This is a genomic window from Sinomonas sp. P10A9 (assembly GCF_041022165.1).
GTDB classification, from domain to species: Bacteria; Actinomycetota; Actinomycetes; order Actinomycetales; family Micrococcaceae; genus Sinomonas; species Sinomonas puerhi.
In genome coordinates, this window is the sequence record NZ_CP163302.1 from 1,575,673 (window position 1) to 1,594,643 (window position 18,971).

Genomic DNA, 18,971 nt, shown 5'->3' on the forward strand with positions numbered 1-18,971 from the left:
TCACTGCGTGGTGCCCGTCATGAGAGCGGTCGGATGCGGGTGGCGGCGAGGCGCTCGCGCAGACCGGGCAAGAGCCTGCGGCTCACGGGGAGCTCGGTGCCGGCCGCGAGGACGGAGGGCTGCGATCCGCCGAGCCGCAGCTGCTGGACCGCCTCCATCGCCACGAGGTAGGAGCGGTGGATGCGCACGAACCCCGCCGGCCCCCATTGGCGCTCGAGGTCGCTCAGGGGGACCCGGACGAGGTACGAGCCCTCCGAGGTGTGCAGCCGCGCATAGTCGCCCTGGGCCTGGACGAAGGCGACATCGTCCCGTCGGATCACGCGGGTCACGCCCCCCTGCTCGACCGTGATGGCCTCGGAACCCGCATCGGCGGGGACGGGCCGCGTTCCCTCGCGCTGGTCTGCGATCCGCCCCACGCAGCGCTCGAGGCGTTCCGGCCGGACGGGCTTGAGCAGGTAGTCGACGGCGGCGAGGTCGAATGCCGCGAGCGCGTGCTCCTCGTCCGCGGTGACGAAGACGACGGCGGGCGGCGCCGCGAAGCGGGCGATCACTCGGGCGAGCTCGAGGCCGCTCAGCCCGGGCATGTGGATGTCCAGGAAGATCGCGTCCACGTCCTCGCGCTCGAGGATCCTGAGGGCCTCGGTCCCAGAGGTCGCCGTGTGGACGGCGCCGATACGATCGTCCCGGCCCAGGAGGTAGGACAGCTCCTGGACTGCGGGAAGCTCGTCGTCGACGACGAGGGCAGTGATCATGGCGCTCAGTTTACTGGGGGCCGCGCCTCGTGCTGGGGCTGGGACTTGGGGATGCGCAGGGTGATGAGCGTGCCCTGTCCCGGCGCGGTCTCGACGACGAGGCCATGGTCGTCTCCGTAGACCTGGCGCATCCGGGCGTCGACGTTCCGCAGGCCCACGTGGATGCCGCCGACGTGCCCTGCGAGGACCTCGCGCAGCCGCTCGGGGTCCATCCCGGCGCCGTCGTCTTCGATCTGCACGACGGCGTCGAGCGGCGTGTCCTCGGCCGTGATGCTGATGTGGCCCACCCCCTCGCGTGCCTCGAGCCCATGCCGCACCGCATTCTCGACGAGCGGCTGGAGGCTCAGGAAGGGGATCAGGATGCCCAGGACTTCCGGCGCGATGCGGAGGCTGACCTGGAGGCGCTCGCCGAACCGGGCCCGCTCGAGGAGCAGGTACTGGTCGATGCTCTTGAGCTCCTCGGCGAGGGTCGTGAAGTCACCGTGCCGCCGGAAGGAGTAGCGCGTGAAGTCCGCGAACTCAACCACGAGTTCCCTCGCCCGGGCGGGGTCGGTGAGGATGTAGGAGGCGATCGCCGTGAGCGAGTTGTAGATGAAGTGCGGGCTGATCTGCGCGCGCAGGGCGCGCACCTCGGCCTCCATGAGGAGGGTCCGGGAACGGTCCAGTTCGGCGAGCTCGGCCTGTGTTGCGACCCAGTCGGCCACCTCGCCGGTTGCCCGCACGAGGCCGGCGCCGGCCGACGGCGAGAACGTCACCACGGTGCCGATCACCCGTGAGCCTGCCCGCACCGGAGCCACGACGGCGCTGCGGAGCCGGCACTCCGGATCGGTGCAGCCGGCGGCCGCGCAGTCCAGCTCGGCGTCCCCGGGCACGCGCGTGCGTCCCTGGGCGAGGGTCTTCGCCGCGAGCGCCATGACCGTGCCGGCGTGTGCAGGACTCTCACCGTCCCACGCGAGGAGCCGGGCCTCGTCCGTGAGCGCGAGCGCGGGCGCCCCCAGCATTGAGCGGAGATGGCGGGCCGCCTTTGCCGCTCCCTCGGGCTCGAGGCCGCCGCGCAGGTACCGCCCAGCCTGGGCCGCCGAGTGCAGGATCGTATAGCTGGCCCGCTCGACGTCGCTCCCGAGATCCCGGCGGGCGCTCCAGAGGCGCCAGGCCACCGCCCCCACTGCCGCGCCCGCCACGAGCACGATCACGAGGACCGCGAGGGTGAGTGCATCGGGGGACATGCAGCAAGGCTAACCGCCCCGCGAACCGCCCGCCGTTGGGCGTGGGCCACGCACCGTTCGGCGCACGCAGACGGCCGTTCAGCGATATGGTCCTCGGGCAGCTGGCGCCACACCGCCCCAGCCATCGAGAGTGATGTGCATCACTCATCCGCCGGGCAGGAGTCCGGCACGTCGAGGAGGATCCATGGGCAACGACGCCTCCCGGGACGCGGCGGGAACCACCGCTGTGCAACCGGACTTCCAGCTGGTCCAGGCCAGCCCCGAGTTCCGCCAGCTTCGCAAGCACCACCGCAGCTTCGTGTTCCCAGTCGCCGGAGCGTTCCTGCTCTGGTACTTCCTGTACGTCCTGCTGGCCGACTACGCACACGACTTCATGTCCATCAAGGTCGCCGGCAACATCAACCTCGGCCTCGTGCTCGGTTTGCTCCAGTTCGTGACCACGTTCGGCATCACGGCGTGGTACGTGAGCCACGCGAACAAGAAGCTCGACCCGGCGGCGGAGGCCATCCGCAACGAGATCGAGCACCACGACTTCGACGCCGACGCCGCCACCGACGGGAGCTCCCGATGAATCTCGCCTCGAATCTGCAGAACAGCTCATGGCTCAACATGGCGATCTTCGCCGTGTTCGTGGGCATCACGATCGTGATCGTGCTGCGCGCCAGCAAGAGCAACAAGACCGCCGCGGACTACTACGCGGGCGGCCGTTCCTTCACCGGCGGCCAGAACGGCACCGCGATCGCGGGCGACTACCTCTCGGCCGCCTCGTTCCTCGGCATCACGGGCGCGATCGCCGTCAACGGCTACGACGGCTTCCTCTACTCGATCGGATTCCTCGTCGCGTGGCTCGTCGCGCTCCTCCTCGTGGCCGAGCTCCTGCGCAACACCGGGAAGTTCACGATGGCGGACGTCCTGGCGTTCCGCCTCAAGGAGCGGCCCGTCCGCATCGCTGCCGCGATCTCGACCCTTGCGGTGTGCTTCTTCTACCTCCTGGCCCAGATGGCCGGCGCGGGCGGGCTCATCGCCCTGCTCCTGGGGATCTCGGACTGGGCCGGCCAGTCGGTCGTCATCACCGTGGTCGGTGCGCTCATGATCATGTACGTCCTGATCGGCGGCATGAAGGGCACCACGTGGGTGCAGATCATCAAGGCGGTCCTGCTCGTCATCGGCGCCTTCGTCATGACGATCTGGGTCCTCGCCCTCAACGGCTTCGACCTGTCCGCGCTCCTCGGCAAGGCTGCCGAGGCCGGTGGCCAGAAGCTCCTCAACCCGGGCCTCGCCTACGGCAAGAACGACACATCCAAGCTTGATTTCGTCTCCCTCGGCCTCGCGCTCGTCCTCGGAACTGCGGCCCTGCCGCACGTGCTCATGCGCTTCTACACGGTCCCGACGGCCAAGGAGGCCCGCAAGTCGGTCGTCTGGGCCATCTGGCTCATCGGCGCGTTCTACATCTTCACGCTCGTCCTCGGCTACGGCGCGGCGGCCCTCATCGGCGCCGACGCGATCAAGGCCGCCCCCGGCGGCGTGAACTCGGCGGCCCCGCTGCTTGCCTTCCAGCTGGGCGGCCCGCTCCTGCTCGGCTTCATCTCCGCGGTGGCCTTCGCGACGATCCTGGCGGTCGTGGCCGGCCTGACCATCACCGCGGCAGCCTCGTTCGCCCATGACATCTACGCGAACGTCATCGCCAAGGGCAAGACCACGCCGGCCTCCGAGGTCAAGGTTGCCCGCCGCACCGTCGTGGTGATCGGCATCTTCGCGATCATCGGCGGCATCTTCGCCAACGGTCAGAACGTCGCCTTCCTCGTGGCCCTCGCCTTCGCTGTCGCGGCCTCGGCAAACCTGCCCACCATCCTCTACTCGCTGTTCTGGAAGAAGTTCACCACCCAGGGCGCCCTGTGGAGCATGTACGGCGGGCTCTCCTCCGCGATCCTGCTCATCTTCTTCTCGCCGGTGGTCTCGGGCACCAAGACCTCGATGATCCAGGGCGCGAACTTCGCGTGGTTCCCGCTGAGCAACCCGGGCATCATCTCGATCCCGCTCGCGTTTGTCCTCGGGTGGCTCGGCACGGTTTTGGACAAGCGGCGCGAGGATACCGCGAAGCAGGCTGAGATGGAGGTGCGGTCCCTCACCGGTATCGGAGCCGAGAAGGCGGTCTCGCACTAGCACCACCAGATCGAGCGTCGGATCACGGCGCAGGACGGCGGGCGGCGGCTTCGGGAACGAAGTCACCGCCCGCCGCTGTGCTGCCCGGACGGTCAGACGCACGCGAGGCGAAGCGCGCACGAGGCGAATCGGACGCATGGTGCGCCGGATGCCGACGGTGAGGACGCGCCGTCGTGCGTCTACGCCGGCGGCCGTGGTCCTCGGGCGAGGAGCGGGTCCATTCTGAACGGTATGAGGTCCCCCATGGCCAGCGCGGTGTCGGTCCGCTCGACGCCGTCGACCGCGAGGATCTTGCCGTTGATCCGGAAGAGATCCTCGGCGTCTACCGCTGCGACTCTCAGCAGCAGGTCCGCCGTGCCGGTGAGCCCGTGCCCCTCGAGGACCTCGGGAATCTCTGCGATGTGCGCCGTGATCTCGGCCAGCTTGCGCTGCTGGACATGCACGGTGATGAAGGCCAGGAGCGGATAGCCGAGGGAGGTGGGACTGATGCGGCGGTCGAAGCCGAGGAAGACGTGGCCCGCCTCGAGGCGCGCGAGCCGCGCCTGCACCGTGTTGCGGGACAGGCCGAGCTCTTGCGCGAGCGCGACCACCGTGCGCCGCGGGTCCTGGGCGAGGGCCCGCAGAATCCGGGAGTCGGTGGCATCGACAGCGTGCATGCTGCGCAGGTTAGCACGGTGAGCTGCTGGCTATTTGGGCATCCCGCCCACTTTCAACGTGATTGGTTGTACCTCCTGTCTGTTGTGAGTATGGTCACATTAACCCCGGTGGCCCACAGGCCTCCCGAGACCAGAGAGGGATGCGAACCACAGTGTCCACTTACCAGATGTTGACCGGCGACGACGGTGCGCCGGTCCAGCTTCTCTCACCAGACGGGCAGCGGCGGCCCCACGAGCGGTACGACCGGCTCCTCGCCGACCTCGATTCCGATGACTCGAATGCGCTCCTGGCGCTCTACGAGGACATGATCGTCACGCGCCGCATCGACGCCGAGGGCACGGCCCTCCAGCGGCAGGGCCAGCTGGCACTATGGCCCCCGTTCCTCGGCCAGGAGGCAGCACAGGTGGGCTCGGCGCATGCCATCAACCGCGATGACTTCATCTTCGCCAGCTACCGCGAGATCGCGGTCGCGTACGTGCGTGGCATCGCTCTGCCAGACCTCATGAAGCAGTGGCGCGGCACCCAGAACGCGGGCTGGAACCCGTTCGAGTCCAACATGGCGCCCACCCAGGTGGTCATCGGCGCGCAGCCCCTGCATGCGGTGGGCTACGCGATGGGTGTCCAGTTCGATGGCGCGGAGAGTGCCGTCATCACCTACTTCGGCGATGGCGCCACGAGCCAGGGAGACGTCAACGAGTCGATGGTCTTCGCGGCGAGCTTCCAGGCTCCCGTCGTCTTCTTCTGCCAGAACAACCACTGGGCCATCTCCGAGCCGGTGGGCATCCAGGCGCACGTCCCGATCGGACTCAGGGCGCCCGGCTTCGGGATTCCGAGCGTCCGTGTGGACGGCAATGACATCCTGGCGTGCCTCGCCGTGACGCGCGAGGCGCTCGAACACGCGCGTGCGGGCCACGGGCCTTCCTACATCGAGGCCGTCACGTACCGCATGGGCGCCCACACGACGGCGGACGACCCGACCCGCTACCGGGACGCCAACGAACTCGAGGATTGGAAGGGCCGCGACCCGATTGCCCGCTTCGAGGCGTACCTCACCGGTTCCGGCATCCTCGACGACGCCGGGCGCTCTCAGGTGGCAGAGAAGGCCGACGCGGTCGCCGCGGCCATCCGCGAGGCGACGATCCACATGCCGGATCCCGAGCCGGAGGAGCTGTTCGAGCACGTCTACGCCGGTCCGCACGCAGTCCTCGAGCGGCAGCGGGACCACTTCGAGCGCTACCGCGCCGGATTCGCCGAGCACTCCAACCACGCCCCGCACGCTGCGCTCACCGAGGGAGGCCACTGATGTCCGCGATGACTTTCGGCAAGGCGATCAACACGGGACTTCGCAAGGCCATGGAGCAGGACCCGAAGGTCGTGCTCATGGGTGAGGACATTGGGCGCCTCGGTGGCGTGTTCCGCATCACCGACGGACTCCAGAAGGACTTCGGTCCCCACCGCGTGATCGATACGCCGCTGGCCGAGTCCGGGATCATGGGGACGGCGATCGGCATGGCATACCGCGGCTACCGGCCCGTCGTCGAGATCCAGTTCGACGGCTTCGTGTATCCGGCCTTCGACCAGATTGTCGCCCAGATGGCCAAGCTCCACTACCGCACGCGCGGGATGGTCAAGGTGCCGATCACCCTCCGGCTCCCGTTCGGCGGGGGCATCGGCTCGCCGGAACACCACTCCGAGTCGCCCGAGGCCTACTTCGCCCACACCGCCGGGCTGCGGGTGGTCGCGCCCTCCAATCCGCAGGACGCCTTCACGATGATCCAGGAGGCCATTGCGAGCGATGACCCCGTGGTGTTCCTCGAGCCCAAGCGCAGGTACCACGACAAGGGCGACGTCGACGAGTCCCTCGCCCCGGGTGCCGCTCTGGACATGGGGTCGGCGCGCGTCGCCGTCGAGGGTTCGGACGTCACGCTTGTCGCATACGGGCCGATGGTCAAGACGTGCCTCGACGCCGCCGTCGCGGCCTCCGACGAGGGCGTGTCGGTCGAGGTCATCGACCTCCGGTCCCTCTCGCCGGTCGACTACGGGCCGCTCGTGGGATCCGTGAAGAAGACCGGGCGCCTCGTCGTCGCGCATGAGGCGTCCCGGACCCTCGGACTCGGCGCGGAGCTCGCTGCCGAGATCACCGAGCGCTGCTTCTACCACCTCGAGCACGCTCCGGTGCGGGTGACAGGGTTCGACGTTCCCTACCCGCCGTCCAAGCTCGAGTTCCACCATCTTCCGGATCTCGATCGGATCCTGGACGGTGTGGACCGTGCGCTCGGCCGCACGAACTCCCTCAGCGGCACCGAGGAGGAGGCATGAGCGCGGCGGCCGTCGATCCGACGCCCGGCACCGTGACCCGGGCGCTTCTCCTGCCCGACCTCGGAGAGGGCCTCACCGAGTCCGAGATCGTGGAATGGCGCGTCTCGGTCGGTGAAAGCGTCAAGCTCAATCAGATCATCGGCGAGGTGGAGACCGCCAAGGCTGTCGTCGAGCTCCCGAGCCCGTACGCGGGGAAGGTCTCGGCGCTGCTCGCCGAGCCCGGGGACGTGGTGGCGGTGGGCGCGCCGATCGCGGAATTCGAGGTCGCGGCCGACGCCGTCCGCACGCCCTCCGCCGCCGGCTCGCCTTCCGGTGTGGCTTCCGGGGGGCCCGTGGGCTCCGAGGACGCGGCCCCCAGGCGGCAGGCGACCCTCGTCGGGTACGGGGCGATGCCGGACACCGGCGCGCGCCCCGCGAGGCGCGGCCGTCGGCTCACGGTGGTTGAGCGGAGCGAACCTGAGTCGAAACCTGTGGCTCCCGTGGTCGAGTCTGCGGTGGTCGAGCCCCTGGTGGTTGAGCCGAGCGAAGCGGGGCCGAAGGCCGCTGCCGAGCGGCCGCGCTCGACCCCGCCGGTGCGCAAGCTCGCCAAGGACCTCGGGGTCGACCTCGTGGCTCTCAACGGTTCCGGTCCTCGCGGACTGATCACGCGCGATGACGTGCTCGCCTCGATCGGCACTCCGTCCGAACCGGAGGCGGCCCCGGCGGCCGGCGCGCCGGTTCCGGTGGCCGGGGGCGGCGTCGTGCGGGAGACGCGTACGCCGATCAAGGGCGTGCGGAAGCTCACCGCCGCAGCTATGGTCTCGAGCGCGTTCACGGCACCGCATGCAAGCGAGTTCCTCACGGTGGACGTGACGCCGGCGATGGAGCTCATCGCACGGCTCAAGGCCAGCCGATCCTTCGCGGACCTCAAGGTCACGCCGCTCACGCTCGTGGCCAAGGCGGTTCTCATCGCCCTCACGCGCAATCCCACGCTCAACTCGCGGTGGGACGAGGCCGCGCAGGAGATCGTGCAGTACCACTACGTGAATCTGGGCATTGCGGCCGCGACGCCGCGCGGCCTGATCGTGCCGAACATCAAGGACGCGCAGTCCCTCTCGCTCGCCGGCCTCGCGGAGTCGATCGCGAAGCTCGCTCAGACGGCGAAGGACGGTCGTTCCGGACCAGCCGAGCTGTCCGGTGGAACGCTGTCGATCACGAACATCGGAGTCTTCGGGATTGATGCCGGGACCCCGATCCTGAATCCCGGCGAGGCCGCGATCCTCGCCATGGGCCAGGTGCGGCGACTCCCTTGGGAGTACCGGGGGGAGATCGCGCTGAGGCAGGTCATGACGCTCTCGCTCTCGTTCGACCACCGCCTCGTGGACGGCGAGCAGGGCTCCCGGTTCCTCGCGGACGTCGGGGCGATCCTCGCCGATCCCGGGATGGTCCTCACGATGGTCTAGGCCGGTCTGGGCCGGTCTGGGCCGGTCTGGGGGTGTCCCCATCCCCGCGATGCGGAGTCATCTTTCAGCCTTGCCGGGTCAAATTTCTAGTAATGGCATTCGCGACTCTAGAGACGTGACTCCGCATCGTGGGGAGGTGACTCCGCAACGTGGAGAGGTGACTTCGCAACGTGGAGAGGTGACTCCGCAACGTGGGTTCCGGATGTGGGGTCTCTGGCGGCCGGTTGCGGGGTCTCTGGTCAGACTCGCGCGGTCAGGGCCGCGAGGGCCATGGAGGCGAGCGTCGTCCGGGCGGATGACGTGGTCGCTCGCGCTCCGTGGCGCCGCACCGAGCGCGGGGTCGAGTTGATGAGCCCGAAGACTGCCTGGGCGCGCATCCGGAGGTCGGCCGCTCCGGCGTCTGGGTGGAATGGCCGCAGCGCGTCGACCCACACGTCGACATAGGCAAGCTGGAGCGCCCGCACCCGTTCCCTGTCCCCCTCGGCGAGCGAAGGGAAGTCCCGGTCCTGGACGCGGATGACGTCGGGCTGGCTCAGGGCGAAGTCGACGTGGAAGGTGACGAGCGCGCGGAGGCGGCCGACGTCGTCGTGCGTCTCGCCGAACACGCGCTGCCCGCCCGCGAGCAGCTCCTCGCTGACCCCGACGAGGAGCGCGCCGAGGACCGCCTGCTTGCCCGCGAAGTGCCGGTAGATCGCCGGCCCGCTCACTCCCGCCGCCGCGCCGAGGTCCTCGAGGGATGCGCCCGCGAAGCCCTGCGCTGCGAACAGGCCCGCGGCGGCGCCGAGGATCGCCTGGCGCCGCTCGGCCTTGGCCAGGACCCGCGGGCTCGATGAGTCGCTCATTCCCCTCCTGTGCTTTACATCTCAGTTAATCCAGATTAACTTAGATCTCAGTTAGCCACCACTAACTGAGTGAGTTCTGGACCCGCACCCCCGGAGGTTCGATGGAGACCCTGACCAGCCGGATCGACCCGGCCGGCACCGCGTTCGCCGCGAACAACGCCGCCCAGCGCGCCCTCGCCGCCGACCTGCGCGAGCGCCTCGCGAGCGCCGCGCTCGGCGGCCCCGAACGCTCCCGCGATCGGCACATCGCCCGCGGCAAGCTGCTGCCGCGCGAGCGCATCGACGTCTTGCTCGACGAGGGCTCGCCGTTCCTGGAGATCTCACCGCTCGCGGCGGACGGGATGTACGACGGCGAGTGCCCGGCGGCGGGCGTGATCGCCGGGATCGGCCTCGTGCACGGCAGGCACGTCATGGTCGTCTCGAACGATGCGACGGTCAAGGGCGGCACCTACTACCCGATGACCGTGAAGAAGCACCTGCGGGCGCAGGAGATCGCGTTCGAGAACCGCCTTCCGTGCATCTACCTCGTCGACTCGGGCGGGGCGTTCCTGCCCAAGCAGGATGAGGTCTTCCCCGACCGCGAGCACTTCGGCCGGATCTTCTACAACCAGGCACGCCTCTCGGCGGCCAAGGTCCCGCAGATCGCGGCCGTCCTCGGCTCGTGCACGGCGGGTGGGGCATACGTTCCCGCGATGAGTGACGAGACCGTGATCGTGCGCAATCAGGGCACGATCTTCCTCGGGGGGCCGCCTCTCGTGAAGGCCGCGATCGGGGAGATCGTCTCGGCCGAGGACCTTGGCGGGGGAGACGTCCACGCCACGATCTCGGGCGTTGCGGACCATCTGGCGGACAACGACGAGCACGCCCTCGAGATCGTCCGCAGCATCGTGGAGACCCTCCAGCCGCCAGCCGCGGCGCCGTGGGAGGTGCGCGCCGCCGTCGAGCCCAAGGCGGACCAGACGGAGCTGTACGGGGTGGTCCCCACCGACGTCAACGCACAGTACGACGTGCGCGAGGTCATCGCCCGGCTCGTGGATGCCAGCGGGTTCCACGAGTTCAAGAAGGACTACGGCGCCACGCTCGTCACGGGCTTCGCCCACATCGACGGCCACCCCGTGGGGATCGTCGCGAACAACGGCGTCCTATTCTCCGAATCGGCCATGAAGGGCGCGCACTTCATCGAGCTGTGCGACCAGCGCGGCGTGCCGCTGGTCTTCCTGCAGAACATCTCTGGCTTCATGGTCGGGAGCGAGGCCGAGCACGGCGGCATCGCCAAGCATGGCGCCAAGATGGTCACGGCCGTCGCGACGACCCGCGTCCCCAAGCTCACCGTGGTGATCGGCGGCTCGTTCGGCGCCGGCAACTACTCGATGTGCGGGCGCGCCTACTCCCCGCGGTTCCTGTGGATGTGGCCTGCGAGCCGCATCTCGGTCATGGGCGGAAACCAGGCCGCCTCCGTGCTCGCCACCGTCAAGCGGGACCAGCTCGAGGCCCGCGGCGAGGAATGGCCGGCCGAGGACGAGGACGCCTTCAAGGCGCCCATCCGCGACCAGTACGAGTCTCAGGGCAGCCCCTACTACTCGACCGCCCGCCTCTGGGACGACGGAGTGATCGACCCGGCCGACACGCGCCGTGTCCTCGGCATGGCCCTCGCCGTCGTCGCCCAATCGCCCTTGCCGGAGACGTCCTTCGGCGTCTTCAGGATGTGAGCCCCATGACTGTGACCTCCCCCGCGCAGCGGCCCTTCGCGAAGGTCCTCGTGGCCAACCGCGGCGAGATCGCGTGCCGCGTGATCCGCACCTTACGGCGCCTCGGCATCGCGTCCGTCGCGGTCTACAGCGACGCCGACGCCGGTGCCCGCCACGTGCACGAAGCGGATGAGGCAGTGCGCATCGGCCCCGCGCCGGCCGGGCTGAGCTACCTGAGCATCCCCGCGATCGTCGATGCGGCGCTCAGCACCGGAGCCGAGGCAGTCCACCCGGGCTATGGGTTCCTGAGCGAGAATGCCGATCTGGCCCGCGCGCTCGCGGACGCGGGCATCGTGTTCGTGGGCCCCGGCACCGAGGCCCTCGCCGTCATGGGGGACAAGATCCGTGCCAAGAACCACGTGGCCGGCCACGGAGTCCCCGTGATCCCCGGGGTGTCCGAACCGGGGCTCACGGACGCCCAGCTCATCGAGGCCGCGCGAGGCGTCGGCTACCCGATGCTCATCAAGCCGTCGGCCGGCGGCGGAGGCAAGGGCATGCAGGCGGTCGAGTCAGCCGCCGAGCTTCCCTCGGCGATCGCGACGGCGCGCCGCGTGGCCACGGCGGCCTTCGGCGACGGAACCCTCCTCATCGAGCGACTCGTGCGGGCCCCCAGGCACATCGAGGTCCAAGTCCTCGCCGACACGCACGGCGCCACGATCCACCTCGGCGAGCGCGAGTGCTCCCTGCAGCGCAGGCACCAGAAGGTCATCGAGGAGGCCCCGTCGCCGCTGCTCGACGCCGGGACCCGCGCCCGGATCGGCGTCGCTGCGTGCGAGGCTGCCCGCTCCGTCGGCTACGTCGGGGCCGGGACGGTCGAATTCCTCGTCTCCGACGACGCGCCCGACGAGTTCTTCTTCATGGAGATGAACACCCGTCTCCAAGTCGAGCACCCCGTCACTGAGATGGTCACGGGGATCGACCTCGTCGAGCAGCAGGTGCGCATCGCGGCGGGCGAGCCGCTGGAGGTGCGGCAGGAGGACATCCGTCTGGACGGCCACGCGATCGAGGCCCGCGTCTACGCCGAGGTGCCCGCGCGGGGCTTCCTTCCCGCCACCGGCCGCATCGAGCTCCTGGCCGAGCCCGGCAGCGCCGACGCAGACGGCTCACCCCTCGCCGCGGCGGGACCCGCAGCGCACGACGGCGCCGCGCGGGGTCTGGACGGCACCGAACCAACCGCTGGGCCTCGCATCCGCGTCGACAGCTCGCTCGAGCGGGGGCTCACCGTCGGCTCGGACTACGACCCGATGCTGTCCAAGTGCATCGCCTGGGGCCGCGACCGCGCGGAGGCGCTCGCGGCCCTCGACGCTGCGCTCGCCGGGTACACCGTGCTCGGCGTCGCGACGAACATCGAGTACCTGCGGCTCCTGCTCGCCGATGCGGATGTCCGCGCCGGGCACCTCGACACGACGCTCATCGAGCGCAGGCTCGACGGGCTCGAGTTCGGCGCGCCCGACGAGGCGGAATACGCCGCCGCGGCGCTCCTTGCGCTCGGGTTGCCGGCGTCGGCCGAAGCGCAAGCCGCGCGACCCCCATCGGCCGTCAGACCAGCTCAGCAAGACGCCGCGGCGGGCCCGTGGGCGCCCGACGGCTGGCGTCTCGGCGAACCCGCCGCGCGGCGGGTGACGATCGGCACCTCGAACGGGGGCGTAGCCACGGTCCACGTCGCGGATCCGCCCGCAGGGGAAGGCGCGCTCACCGGGGTGCCGGCGGCCCGGCCGGCATCCGAGCCGAGCAGCGCCCAGGCGAGCGCAGAACCGATGCCGCGTGGCGGCGTCGTGCGACGGGCCGCGGTCCGCATCGATCTCGGGGAGGGGCGCGGCACCGAGCGCGAGGCGAGCCTCGCCGCGGACGGTCCGCACGGCGTCGTGCTCAGCCTCGACGGAACGCGGCATCGCTTTGCCTGGGCGCTCGGCGCCGAACCTGCCGGGGAGCGGACCGTGTTCCTGGGCGACGGCGGCTGGTCGGCGGCCCTGCCGGTCCTGTCCCGCGCGGAGCGGCTCGCGCGGGTGCGTGCGGGCGTCCACCGCCACGAGGGCGACGCCGATCCGGACGTGCGCACGCCGATGCCGGGGACCGTCGTCGCGGTCGCGGTAGAGCAGGGCGAGCGTGTCGACGCCGGCCAGCCGCTCGTGTCGGTCGAGGCCATGAAGATGGAGCACCAGCTCGTCGCCGCCCTCGCCGGAACGGTCCAGCTGCACGTGGCCGCGGGCGCACTCGTCAAGGCGGACCAGGTTGTTGCGACGGTCGTGCCGGAAGCGGCAGCGGAAGCGGCCCCGGCCGCGGACGGTAAGGCGACGCCGGATCACGCCCAGCCCGCCAGCGCGCCGGCAACCCCTGACAACGCACCGAACGTACCCAAGGAGAACCATGGTTGACTTCCAGCTCTCAGAAGAGCACCAGGACCTCAGCGACACCGTCCGCGCGTTTGCAGACGAGGTGGTCGCGCCGGTCTCGGCCAAGCACGACGAAGAGCACAGCTTCCCGTACGAGATCGTCGCGCAAATGGGCGAGATGGGCCTGTTCGGCCTGCCGATCCCGGAGGAGTACGGCGGCATGGGCGGGGACTACTTCGCCCTCGCGCTGGCCCTCGAGCAGCTGGGGCGCGTGGACCAGTCTGTCGCGATCACGCTCGAGGCGGGGGTCTCCCTCGGGGAGATGCCGATCTACCGCTTCGGCAGCGACGCGCAGAAGGAAGCGCTCCTGCCGGACCTCGCGGCCGGAAAGGCCCTCGGCGGGTTCGGGCTCACGGAACCGGGCGGCGGCTCCGATGCGGGCGGCACCGCGACCACGGCGCGCCTCGACACGGCGGGAGACGGGCCCGGCGAGTGGGTCATCAACGGCTCGAAGGAGTTCATCACGAACTCCGGAACGGACATCACCACGTTCGTGACCGTGACGGCGGTCACCGGCACGGTGACAACCAACGCAGGGGCGAGGCCGGACGGGAGCTCGCGCAAGGAGATCTCCACGATCATCGTCCCCACGGGGACCCCCGGCTTCCGTGCCGAGAAGGCCTACAACAAGGTCGGCTGGAACGCCTCGGACACCCACCCGCTCTCGTTCAAGGATGCGCGGGTGCCGGAGGAGAACCTCCTGGGGACGCGGGGACGGGGGTACGCGAACTTCCTCTCGATCCTGGACGAGGGCCGCATCGCGATCGCCGCGCTCGCCACGGGCGCCGCCCAGGGCTGCGTTGACCTCTCGGTCAAGTACGCCAAGGAGCGCACCGCCTTCGGGACGAACATCGGCAAGCACCAGGCGATCCAGTTCAAGATCGCCCGCATGCAGGCCCGCGCCCACACGGCGCGGCTCGCGTACTACGCGGCGGCGGCGAAGATGCTGGCCGGCAAGCCGTTCAAGACCGAGGCGGCGATCGCGAAGCTCGTCGCCGGGGAAGCGGCGATGGACAATGCCCGCGACGCAACGCAGGTCTTCGGCGGGTACGGGTTCATCAACGAGTCGGCCGTGGCGCGGCACTACCGGGATTCGAAGATCCTCGAGATCGGGGAGGGCACCACCGAGGTCCAGCTCATGCTGATCGCGCGCGAGCTCGGGCTGTAGCGTAGGTCACAGGAGTGGAGAAGGTCATCGAGGTCAGGAGGGGCACGTGATCGACAAAGTGGTGGCGAGCGCCGAGGAGGCGGTTGCGGACATCGGTGATGGCGCCTCGCTCGCCGTCGGCGGGTTCGGGCTCTGCGGGATCCCTGTTGCGCTCATCGACGCCCTGCATCGCCAGGGCACCAGGGACCTGACGACCGTGAGCAACAACTGCGGCGTCGACGACTGGGGCCTCGGCATCCTGCTCGCGGACGGCCGGATCGCGCGCACCATCAGCTCCTACGTCGGGGAGAACAAGGAGTTCGCGCGGCAGTTCCTCGCGGGCGAGCTCGAGGTGGTCCTCACCCCGCAGGGCACGCTCGCGGAGAAGCTGCGGGCCGGCGGGGCGGGCATCCCGGCTTTCTACACGACGGCCGGGGTGGGCACCCTCGTCGCCGAGGGAGGCCTCCCCCAGAAGTACGACGCCGAGGGGAACGTCACGCTCGCGTCCTCGCCGAAGGAGGTGCGCACCTTCAACGGCGCCGACTACGTGCTCGAGGAATCGCTGACCCCGGACTTCGCGCTCGTCCACGCGCAGAAGGGCGACCGGCACGGGAACCTCGTGTTCCACGCGACCGCGATGAACTTCAACCCCCTCTGCGCGATGGCCGGGAAGATCGCGATCGCCGAGGTCGAGGAGCTCCTCGAGCCGGGCGAGCTCGACCCCGAGCACGTCCATCTCCCGGGGATCTTCGTCCAGCGGGTGGTCCATGTCCCCGCCGGCGGCCCGCATGCGGAGAAGCGGATCGAGAAGAGGACCGTGGCTGCTGTCAAGGAGGCTTCGTAATGCCGTGGACCCGCAATGAGCTTGCCGCGCGCGTGGCGAAGGAGCTCACGAACGGACAGTACGTCAATCTGGGGATCGGCATGCCGACCCTCATCCCCAACTACATTCCCGACGGAGTCGAGGTGGTGCTCCACTCCGAGAACGGCATCCTCGGCACGGGACCGTACCCGCGCGAGGAGGACGTGGACCCGGACCTCATCAACGCCGGCAAGGAGACCGTAACGGTCAACAAGGGCGCGGCGTTCTTCGACTCGTCGACATCGTTCGGCATGGTCCGGGGCGGGCATGTCGACGTTGCGGTCCTCGGCGCGATGGAGGTCTCCCAGACCGGCGATCTGGCCAACTGGATGATCCCGGGCAAGATGGTCAAGGGCATGGGCGGGGCAATGGACCTCGTCTTCGGCGCCAAGAAGCTCATCGTCATGATGGAGCACACGGACAAGAGCGGTAACCCCAAGATCCTCAGGGAGTGCACGCTTCCCCTCACGGGCCGTGGATGCGTTGACCGGATCATCACCGATCTGGCGGTGATCGACGTCGTGCGCGGGGGAGTCGGCGCGGGCATGGAGCCGGCTGCCGAGAGCGTCCTCGTGCTCCGCGAGCTGGCCCCCGGCGTGACCGAGGCGCAGGTTGCCGCGGCGACGGCCGCCGAGCTCGAGGTGGAGATCCATGACAACGAGCCCTGATCCCGCCCTGGCCGCGGAAAGCGCCGGTTCCCCCGAGAACGGGCAGGCCCGCGTCGTCGAGCAGCGCGGCCTCTACTTCGACGAGCTCGAGGAAGGCGTGGTCTACGCGGCCAGGCCGGGCCGCACGGTGACCGAGGCGGACAACGTCCTCTTCACCACCCTGACGATGAACACCCAGGCGCTCCACCTCGATGCGGCCTGGAGCGCTGGCCAGCCATTCGGGCAGCGGCTCGTGAACTCGATGTTCACGCTCTCGACGATGGTGGGGCAGTCCGTCACGCAGCTCACCCAGGGGACCATCGTGGCGCAGCTGGGCCTCACGGACGTCTCCTTCCCGCACCCGCTCTTCCACGGGGATACGCTCTACACAGAATCCGCCGTCGTGGAGAAGCGCCTCTCGGCTTCGCGCCCCGGCCAGGGGATCGTGACGTTCGAGCACACTGGGCGCAACCAGAACGGCATCGTCGTGGCGCGGGCCCGCCGCTCGTGCCTCATGTGGACCAAGGAAGCGCACACCCCGTGACTGACGCACCGTTCTCTTCTCCCGCCTTCGCCATGGGCCCTGCGCTCCTGTTCTGCCCCGCAGACCGGCCCGAGCGCTTCGCGAAGGCCGCCGAGCGGGCGGACGCCGTGATCCTGGACCTCGAGGACGCCGTGGCGCCCGATGCGAAGGACTACGCCCGCCGGAACCTCGCCGAGGTCCCCCTTGATCCCGAGCGGACGATCGTGCGGCTGAACGCAGCAGGCCGGGGCACCTCGGGCGTGCACTTCGAGGCGGACCTCGACGCGCTCGAGGCCACGCCGTACCGCACGGTCATGCTCGCCAAGGCCGAGGCCCCCGAGCAGCTCGCGCTCCTGCGCTCCTACCGCGTCGTGGCGCTCTGCGAGACTGCTGCGGGTGTGCTCGCGGCGCCGGCCATCGCTGCCGAGCCGAACGCCGTCGCCCTCATGTGGGGCGCCGAGGACCTGGTCGCGTCCCTCGGCGGGACGTCGAGCCGGACGGACGACGGCGCGTACCGGGCCGTCGCGCTGCACGCGCGGTCCGCGGTGCTGCTCGCGGCGGGGGCCCACGGGAAGGCGGCCATCGACGCCGTCTACACGGACATCCCGGACCTGGCGGGGCTTGCCGCCGAGTCCGCCGATGCCGTCGCGTCGGGCTTCGCGGCCAAGGCCTGCATCCACCCGAGTCAGGTCGCCGCGGTACGGGCGGCCTACGCGCCGTCGGCGGAGGCCGTCGCGGGCGCCTTGGCGCTCCTCGCGGCCGCGGAGGCAGCGGGGACGGGCGTGTTCCAGCACGACGGGAAGATGATCGACGGGCCGATCCTGCGCCACGCCGAAATGGTGGTCAGGCGGAGCCGGACGCAGCACGCGGGCTGAGCGTGTCGCCTCACTCGACGGGGCAGAACACCTCGGTGCGCCATGCGGCGGGGTCGGGCTCGGCGCTCGGGTCACTCAGGTAGACCTCCCACATGCTCTCGCCGCGCGTGAGGTTCTGCTCCCGCATCCAGTCGGTCATCTCCCTGTAGGTGTCGGCCAGTCCCTCGTAGGGTCCTACGTGCATTGCGGTCACCGTCCGGCCACCGGGGAGAATGCTCGCCGTGACGCCGTCTCCGCCCTCGAAAGGCCCTGCCACAGGGAACCCGGCCTCGACATCCACGGTCTCGCCTGGCATGCCGTGGTAGAGGGCGAAGGGCGGCCCTGCCACGTGCGCGCCGTGTGACTGCACGGCGCCCATGACAGTCCCGAAGACGCCGTCGAAGAAGTCCTTGAGCTCGTCCATCCGGACCGTGGTGCGGACTACGGCGGTGGGCTGCTCGGTGAGTTCGGTCGTGCTGATCTCAGTCATCCCTACATGCTGGCGCAGTTTGCCGCGGAGCGCGAGGGCACAACGACCTTCACGGCCGGCACGGGGCTTGTTCGGGATCAAGGATCCTGGCGTCGAGGCGCACCGTAGGATCAAGAGGTGTTCGCCCTCGTCCTGATCGCCGTCGTCGCCGGGGCGGTGGCCCAGCGGGTCGCGGGGCTCGGCTTCGGGCTCGTGGTCTCGCCCATCTTCGTCGTGCTGCTCGGCCCGCTCGACGGCGTCATGATCATCAACGCATGCGGGGCGGCCTCGTCGGCGCTGATCCTGTCTCGCGTGTGGCGCGACGTCGAGTGGGGCCGCTACGTGGGCCTCATCGTCCCGGGCCTCGCGGGCATTGCGCTCGGGGCGGCCCTCGCGAGCCACGTCGCCGCCGCGCCGCTCGAGATCGGGATCGGCCTGACGCTCATCGTGGGCCTTGTGGTGTCCCAGCTCGTGGCGCGCGCACGACGCCGCGTGGACGGCCTCGGCGTGATGGTCGCCAGCGGCTTCACCTCGGGCCTGATGAACGCCGCGGCAGCCGTGGGAGGGCCGGCGGTCACGGCGTATGCCGTACTGAGCCGCTGGGACCAGCGGCGCTTCGGCGCCACGCTCCAGCCGTACTTCATCACCACGGGCACCACCTCGCTGCTCGCAAAGGCCTTTGCCACCGGGGGGCACTGGCCGAGCCTCGAGCTCTGGCAGTGGGCGGCGGTGTTCGGGTGCATGGTCGTGGGCATCGTGGCGGGGGATCTCATGGCTCGGCGCGTCCCCGGGGAGAGCGTGCGCCGCGCCGTCATCCTCATCGCCTACGCCGGGGCGCTGCTCGCGATCGTCAACGGGACGACGCGGCTGTAGGGCTCGGCGAGCGCTGCCGGTCGGGGTTTCGGCAGCGCTCAGCCACCGGGGGAT

The 18,971-nt window shown here is 70.1% G+C and carries 18 protein-coding genes; 13 read left to right on the forward strand and 5 right to left on the reverse strand.

Going from position 1 to position 18,971, the window contains the following annotated elements:
* Nucleotides 1–17: 17 nt before the first annotated feature.
* Together AB5L97_RS07145 and AB5L97_RS07150 are read right to left on the reverse strand one after the other, a co-directional pair.
* Nucleotides 18–752: a LytR/AlgR family response regulator transcription factor gene (locus tag AB5L97_RS07145; RefSeq protein WP_307957328.1), complete on the reverse strand. Its 735-nt coding sequence runs from the start codon at nucleotides 750–752 to the stop codon at nucleotides 18–20.
* Nucleotides 753–757: 5 nt separating this feature from the next.
* Nucleotides 758–1,978 carry a sensor histidine kinase gene (locus AB5L97_RS07150; protein ID WP_307957329.1) on the reverse strand — a complete coding sequence of 407 codons (1,221 nt, stop codon included), beginning with the start codon at nucleotides 1,976–1,978 and terminating at the stop codon, nucleotides 758–760.
* A gap of 184 nt (nucleotides 1,979–2,162) precedes the next feature.
* Between AB5L97_RS07150 and AB5L97_RS07155 the strand changes: the two genes are divergently transcribed.
* Together AB5L97_RS07155 and AB5L97_RS07160 are read left to right on the forward strand one after the other, a co-directional pair.
* On the forward strand, nucleotides 2,163–2,549 hold the full coding sequence (locus AB5L97_RS07155; protein WP_307957331.1) for a DUF485 domain-containing protein: 387 nt from the start codon (nucleotides 2,163–2,165) through the stop codon (nucleotides 2,547–2,549).
* On the forward strand, nucleotides 2,546–4,141 hold the full coding sequence (locus AB5L97_RS07160; protein ID WP_307957332.1) for a solute symporter family protein: 1,596 nt from the start codon (nucleotides 2,546–2,548) through the stop codon (nucleotides 4,139–4,141). Before AB5L97_RS07155 ends, AB5L97_RS07160 begins: the two co-directional genes overlap by 4 nt.
* 179 nt (nucleotides 4,142–4,320) lie before the next feature.
* On the opposite strand, the gene AB5L97_RS07165 is transcribed toward AB5L97_RS07160, so the two are convergent.
* On the reverse strand, nucleotides 4,321–4,797 hold the full coding sequence (locus tag AB5L97_RS07165) for an Lrp/AsnC family transcriptional regulator (protein WP_369047016.1): 477 nt from the start codon (nucleotides 4,795–4,797) through the stop codon (nucleotides 4,321–4,323).
* 167 nt (nucleotides 4,798–4,964) lie between these two features.
* Between AB5L97_RS07165 and pdhA the strand changes: the two genes are divergently transcribed.
* The 3 genes from pdhA to AB5L97_RS07180 are packed head-to-tail and all read left to right on the forward strand — an operon-like array spanning nucleotide 4,965 to nucleotide 8,559.
* Entirely contained in the window at nucleotides 4,965–6,101 is a 1,137-nt protein-coding gene (gene pdhA, locus AB5L97_RS07170; RefSeq protein ID WP_369047017.1) for a pyruvate dehydrogenase (acetyl-transferring) E1 component subunit alpha, read from the forward strand.
* Nucleotides 6,101–7,117 carry an alpha-ketoacid dehydrogenase subunit beta gene (locus AB5L97_RS07175; protein WP_369047018.1) on the forward strand — a complete coding sequence of 339 codons (1,017 nt, stop codon included), beginning with the start codon at nucleotides 6,101–6,103 and terminating at the stop codon, nucleotides 7,115–7,117. Before pdhA ends, AB5L97_RS07175 begins: the two co-directional genes overlap by 1 nt.
* Entirely contained in the window at nucleotides 7,114–8,559 is a 1,446-nt protein-coding gene (locus AB5L97_RS07180; protein ID WP_369047019.1) for a dihydrolipoamide acetyltransferase family protein, read from the forward strand. Before AB5L97_RS07175 ends, AB5L97_RS07180 begins: the two co-directional genes overlap by 4 nt.
* A 239-nt stretch (nucleotides 8,560–8,798) precedes the next feature.
* Here AB5L97_RS07180 and AB5L97_RS07185 read toward each other — a convergent pair whose 3' ends face one another.
* Nucleotides 8,799–9,401: a TetR/AcrR family transcriptional regulator gene (locus tag AB5L97_RS07185; RefSeq protein WP_369047020.1), complete on the reverse strand. Its 603-nt coding sequence runs from the start codon at nucleotides 9,399–9,401 to the stop codon at nucleotides 8,799–8,801.
* Between the two features lie 101 nt (nucleotides 9,402–9,502).
* On the opposite strand from AB5L97_RS07185, the gene AB5L97_RS07190 reads away from it, so the two are divergent.
* Genes AB5L97_RS07190 through AB5L97_RS07220 form a run of 7 tightly spaced genes read left to right on the forward strand, consistent with a single transcriptional unit; the run spans nucleotide 9,503 to nucleotide 17,596 of the window.
* Nucleotides 9,503–11,110 (forward strand): carboxyl transferase domain-containing protein, encoded by a 1,608-nt coding sequence (locus AB5L97_RS07190; protein WP_369047021.1) that lies wholly within the window; start codon nucleotides 9,503–9,505, stop codon nucleotides 11,108–11,110.
* Between the two features lie 5 nt (nucleotides 11,111–11,115).
* On the forward strand, nucleotides 11,116–13,524 hold the full coding sequence (locus AB5L97_RS07195; RefSeq protein ID WP_369047022.1) for a biotin carboxylase N-terminal domain-containing protein: 2,409 nt from the start codon (nucleotides 11,116–11,118) through the stop codon (nucleotides 13,522–13,524).
* Nucleotides 13,517–14,710 carry an acyl-CoA dehydrogenase family protein gene (locus tag AB5L97_RS07200; protein WP_307957340.1) on the forward strand — a complete coding sequence of 398 codons (1,194 nt, stop codon included), beginning with the start codon at nucleotides 13,517–13,519 and terminating at the stop codon, nucleotides 14,708–14,710. The genes AB5L97_RS07195 and AB5L97_RS07200 overlap by 8 nt, the downstream gene beginning before the upstream one ends.
* Before the next feature lie 46 nt (nucleotides 14,711–14,756).
* Nucleotides 14,757–15,533, forward strand: a complete 777-nt coding sequence (locus AB5L97_RS07205) for a CoA transferase subunit A (protein WP_307957341.1) — start codon at nucleotides 14,757–14,759, stop codon at nucleotides 15,531–15,533.
* The gene (locus tag AB5L97_RS07210) at nucleotides 15,533–16,219 is read left to right on the forward strand and encodes a 3-oxoacid CoA-transferase subunit B (RefSeq protein WP_307957342.1); all 687 of its coding nucleotides are present in this window, start codon (nucleotides 15,533–15,535) and stop codon (nucleotides 16,217–16,219) included. Before AB5L97_RS07205 ends, AB5L97_RS07210 begins: the two co-directional genes overlap by 1 nt.
* Nucleotides 16,203–16,742 carry a MaoC family dehydratase gene (locus AB5L97_RS07215; RefSeq protein WP_369047023.1) on the forward strand — a complete coding sequence of 180 codons (540 nt, stop codon included), beginning with the start codon at nucleotides 16,203–16,205 and terminating at the stop codon, nucleotides 16,740–16,742. Before AB5L97_RS07210 ends, AB5L97_RS07215 begins: the two co-directional genes overlap by 17 nt.
* A gap of 32 nt (nucleotides 16,743–16,774) precedes the next feature.
* Nucleotides 16,775–17,596 carry an HpcH/HpaI aldolase/citrate lyase family protein gene (locus tag AB5L97_RS07220; RefSeq protein WP_369047377.1) on the forward strand — a complete coding sequence of 274 codons (822 nt, stop codon included), beginning with the start codon at nucleotides 16,775–16,777 and terminating at the stop codon, nucleotides 17,594–17,596.
* A 10-nt stretch (nucleotides 17,597–17,606) separates the two neighbouring features.
* On the opposite strand, the gene AB5L97_RS07225 is transcribed toward AB5L97_RS07220, so the two are convergent.
* Entirely contained in the window at nucleotides 17,607–18,065 is a 459-nt protein-coding gene (locus AB5L97_RS07225; protein WP_307957344.1) for a GyrI-like domain-containing protein, read from the reverse strand.
* Nucleotides 18,066–18,182: 117 nt separating this feature from the next.
* Between AB5L97_RS07225 and AB5L97_RS07230 the strand changes: the two genes are divergently transcribed.
* The gene (locus AB5L97_RS07230) at nucleotides 18,183–18,917 is read left to right on the forward strand and encodes a TSUP family transporter (protein WP_369047024.1); all 735 of its coding nucleotides are present in this window, start codon (nucleotides 18,183–18,185) and stop codon (nucleotides 18,915–18,917) included.
* The last annotated feature ends 54 nt before the right edge of the window (nucleotides 18,918–18,971 follow it).

Coding starts and splice junctions, on each gene's coding strand:
- AB5L97_RS07180 (WP_369047019.1), top strand. CDS start 7,114: ATGAGCGCGGCGGCCGTCGATCCGACGCCCGGCACCGTGACCCGGGCG.
- AB5L97_RS07165 (WP_369047016.1), bottom strand. CDS start 4,797: ATGCACGCTGTCGATGCCACCGACTCCCGGATTCTGCGGGCCCTCGCC.
- AB5L97_RS07155 (WP_307957331.1), top strand. CDS start 2,163: ATGGGCAACGACGCCTCCCGGGACGCGGCGGGAACCACCGCTGTGCAA.
- AB5L97_RS07200 (WP_307957340.1), top strand. CDS start 13,517: ATGGTTGACTTCCAGCTCTCAGAAGAGCACCAGGACCTCAGCGACACC.
- AB5L97_RS07190 (WP_369047021.1), top strand. CDS start 9,503: ATGGAGACCCTGACCAGCCGGATCGACCCGGCCGGCACCGCGTTCGCC.
- AB5L97_RS07150 (WP_307957329.1), bottom strand. CDS start 1,978: ATGTCCCCCGATGCACTCACCCTCGCGGTCCTCGTGATCGTGCTCGTG.
- AB5L97_RS07210 (WP_307957342.1), top strand. CDS start 15,533: ATGCCGTGGACCCGCAATGAGCTTGCCGCGCGCGTGGCGAAGGAGCTC.
- AB5L97_RS07195 (WP_369047022.1), top strand. CDS start 11,116: ATGACTGTGACCTCCCCCGCGCAGCGGCCCTTCGCGAAGGTCCTCGTG.
- AB5L97_RS07145 (WP_307957328.1), bottom strand. CDS start 752: ATGATCACTGCCCTCGTCGTCGACGACGAGCTTCCCGCAGTCCAGGAG.
- AB5L97_RS07215 (WP_369047023.1), top strand. CDS start 16,203: ATGACAACGAGCCCTGATCCCGCCCTGGCCGCGGAAAGCGCCGGTTCC.
- AB5L97_RS07225 (WP_307957344.1), bottom strand. CDS start 18,065: ATGACTGAGATCAGCACGACCGAACTCACCGAGCAGCCCACCGCCGTA.
- pdhA (WP_369047017.1), top strand. CDS start 4,965: ATGTTGACCGGCGACGACGGTGCGCCGGTCCAGCTTCTCTCACCAGAC.
- AB5L97_RS07175 (WP_369047018.1), top strand. CDS start 6,101: ATGTCCGCGATGACTTTCGGCAAGGCGATCAACACGGGACTTCGCAAG.
- AB5L97_RS07185 (WP_369047020.1), bottom strand. CDS start 9,401: ATGAGCGACTCATCGAGCCCGCGGGTCCTGGCCAAGGCCGAGCGGCGC.
- AB5L97_RS07220 (WP_369047377.1), top strand. CDS start 16,775: ATGGGCCCTGCGCTCCTGTTCTGCCCCGCAGACCGGCCCGAGCGCTTC.
- AB5L97_RS07160 (WP_307957332.1), top strand. CDS start 2,546: ATGAATCTCGCCTCGAATCTGCAGAACAGCTCATGGCTCAACATGGCG.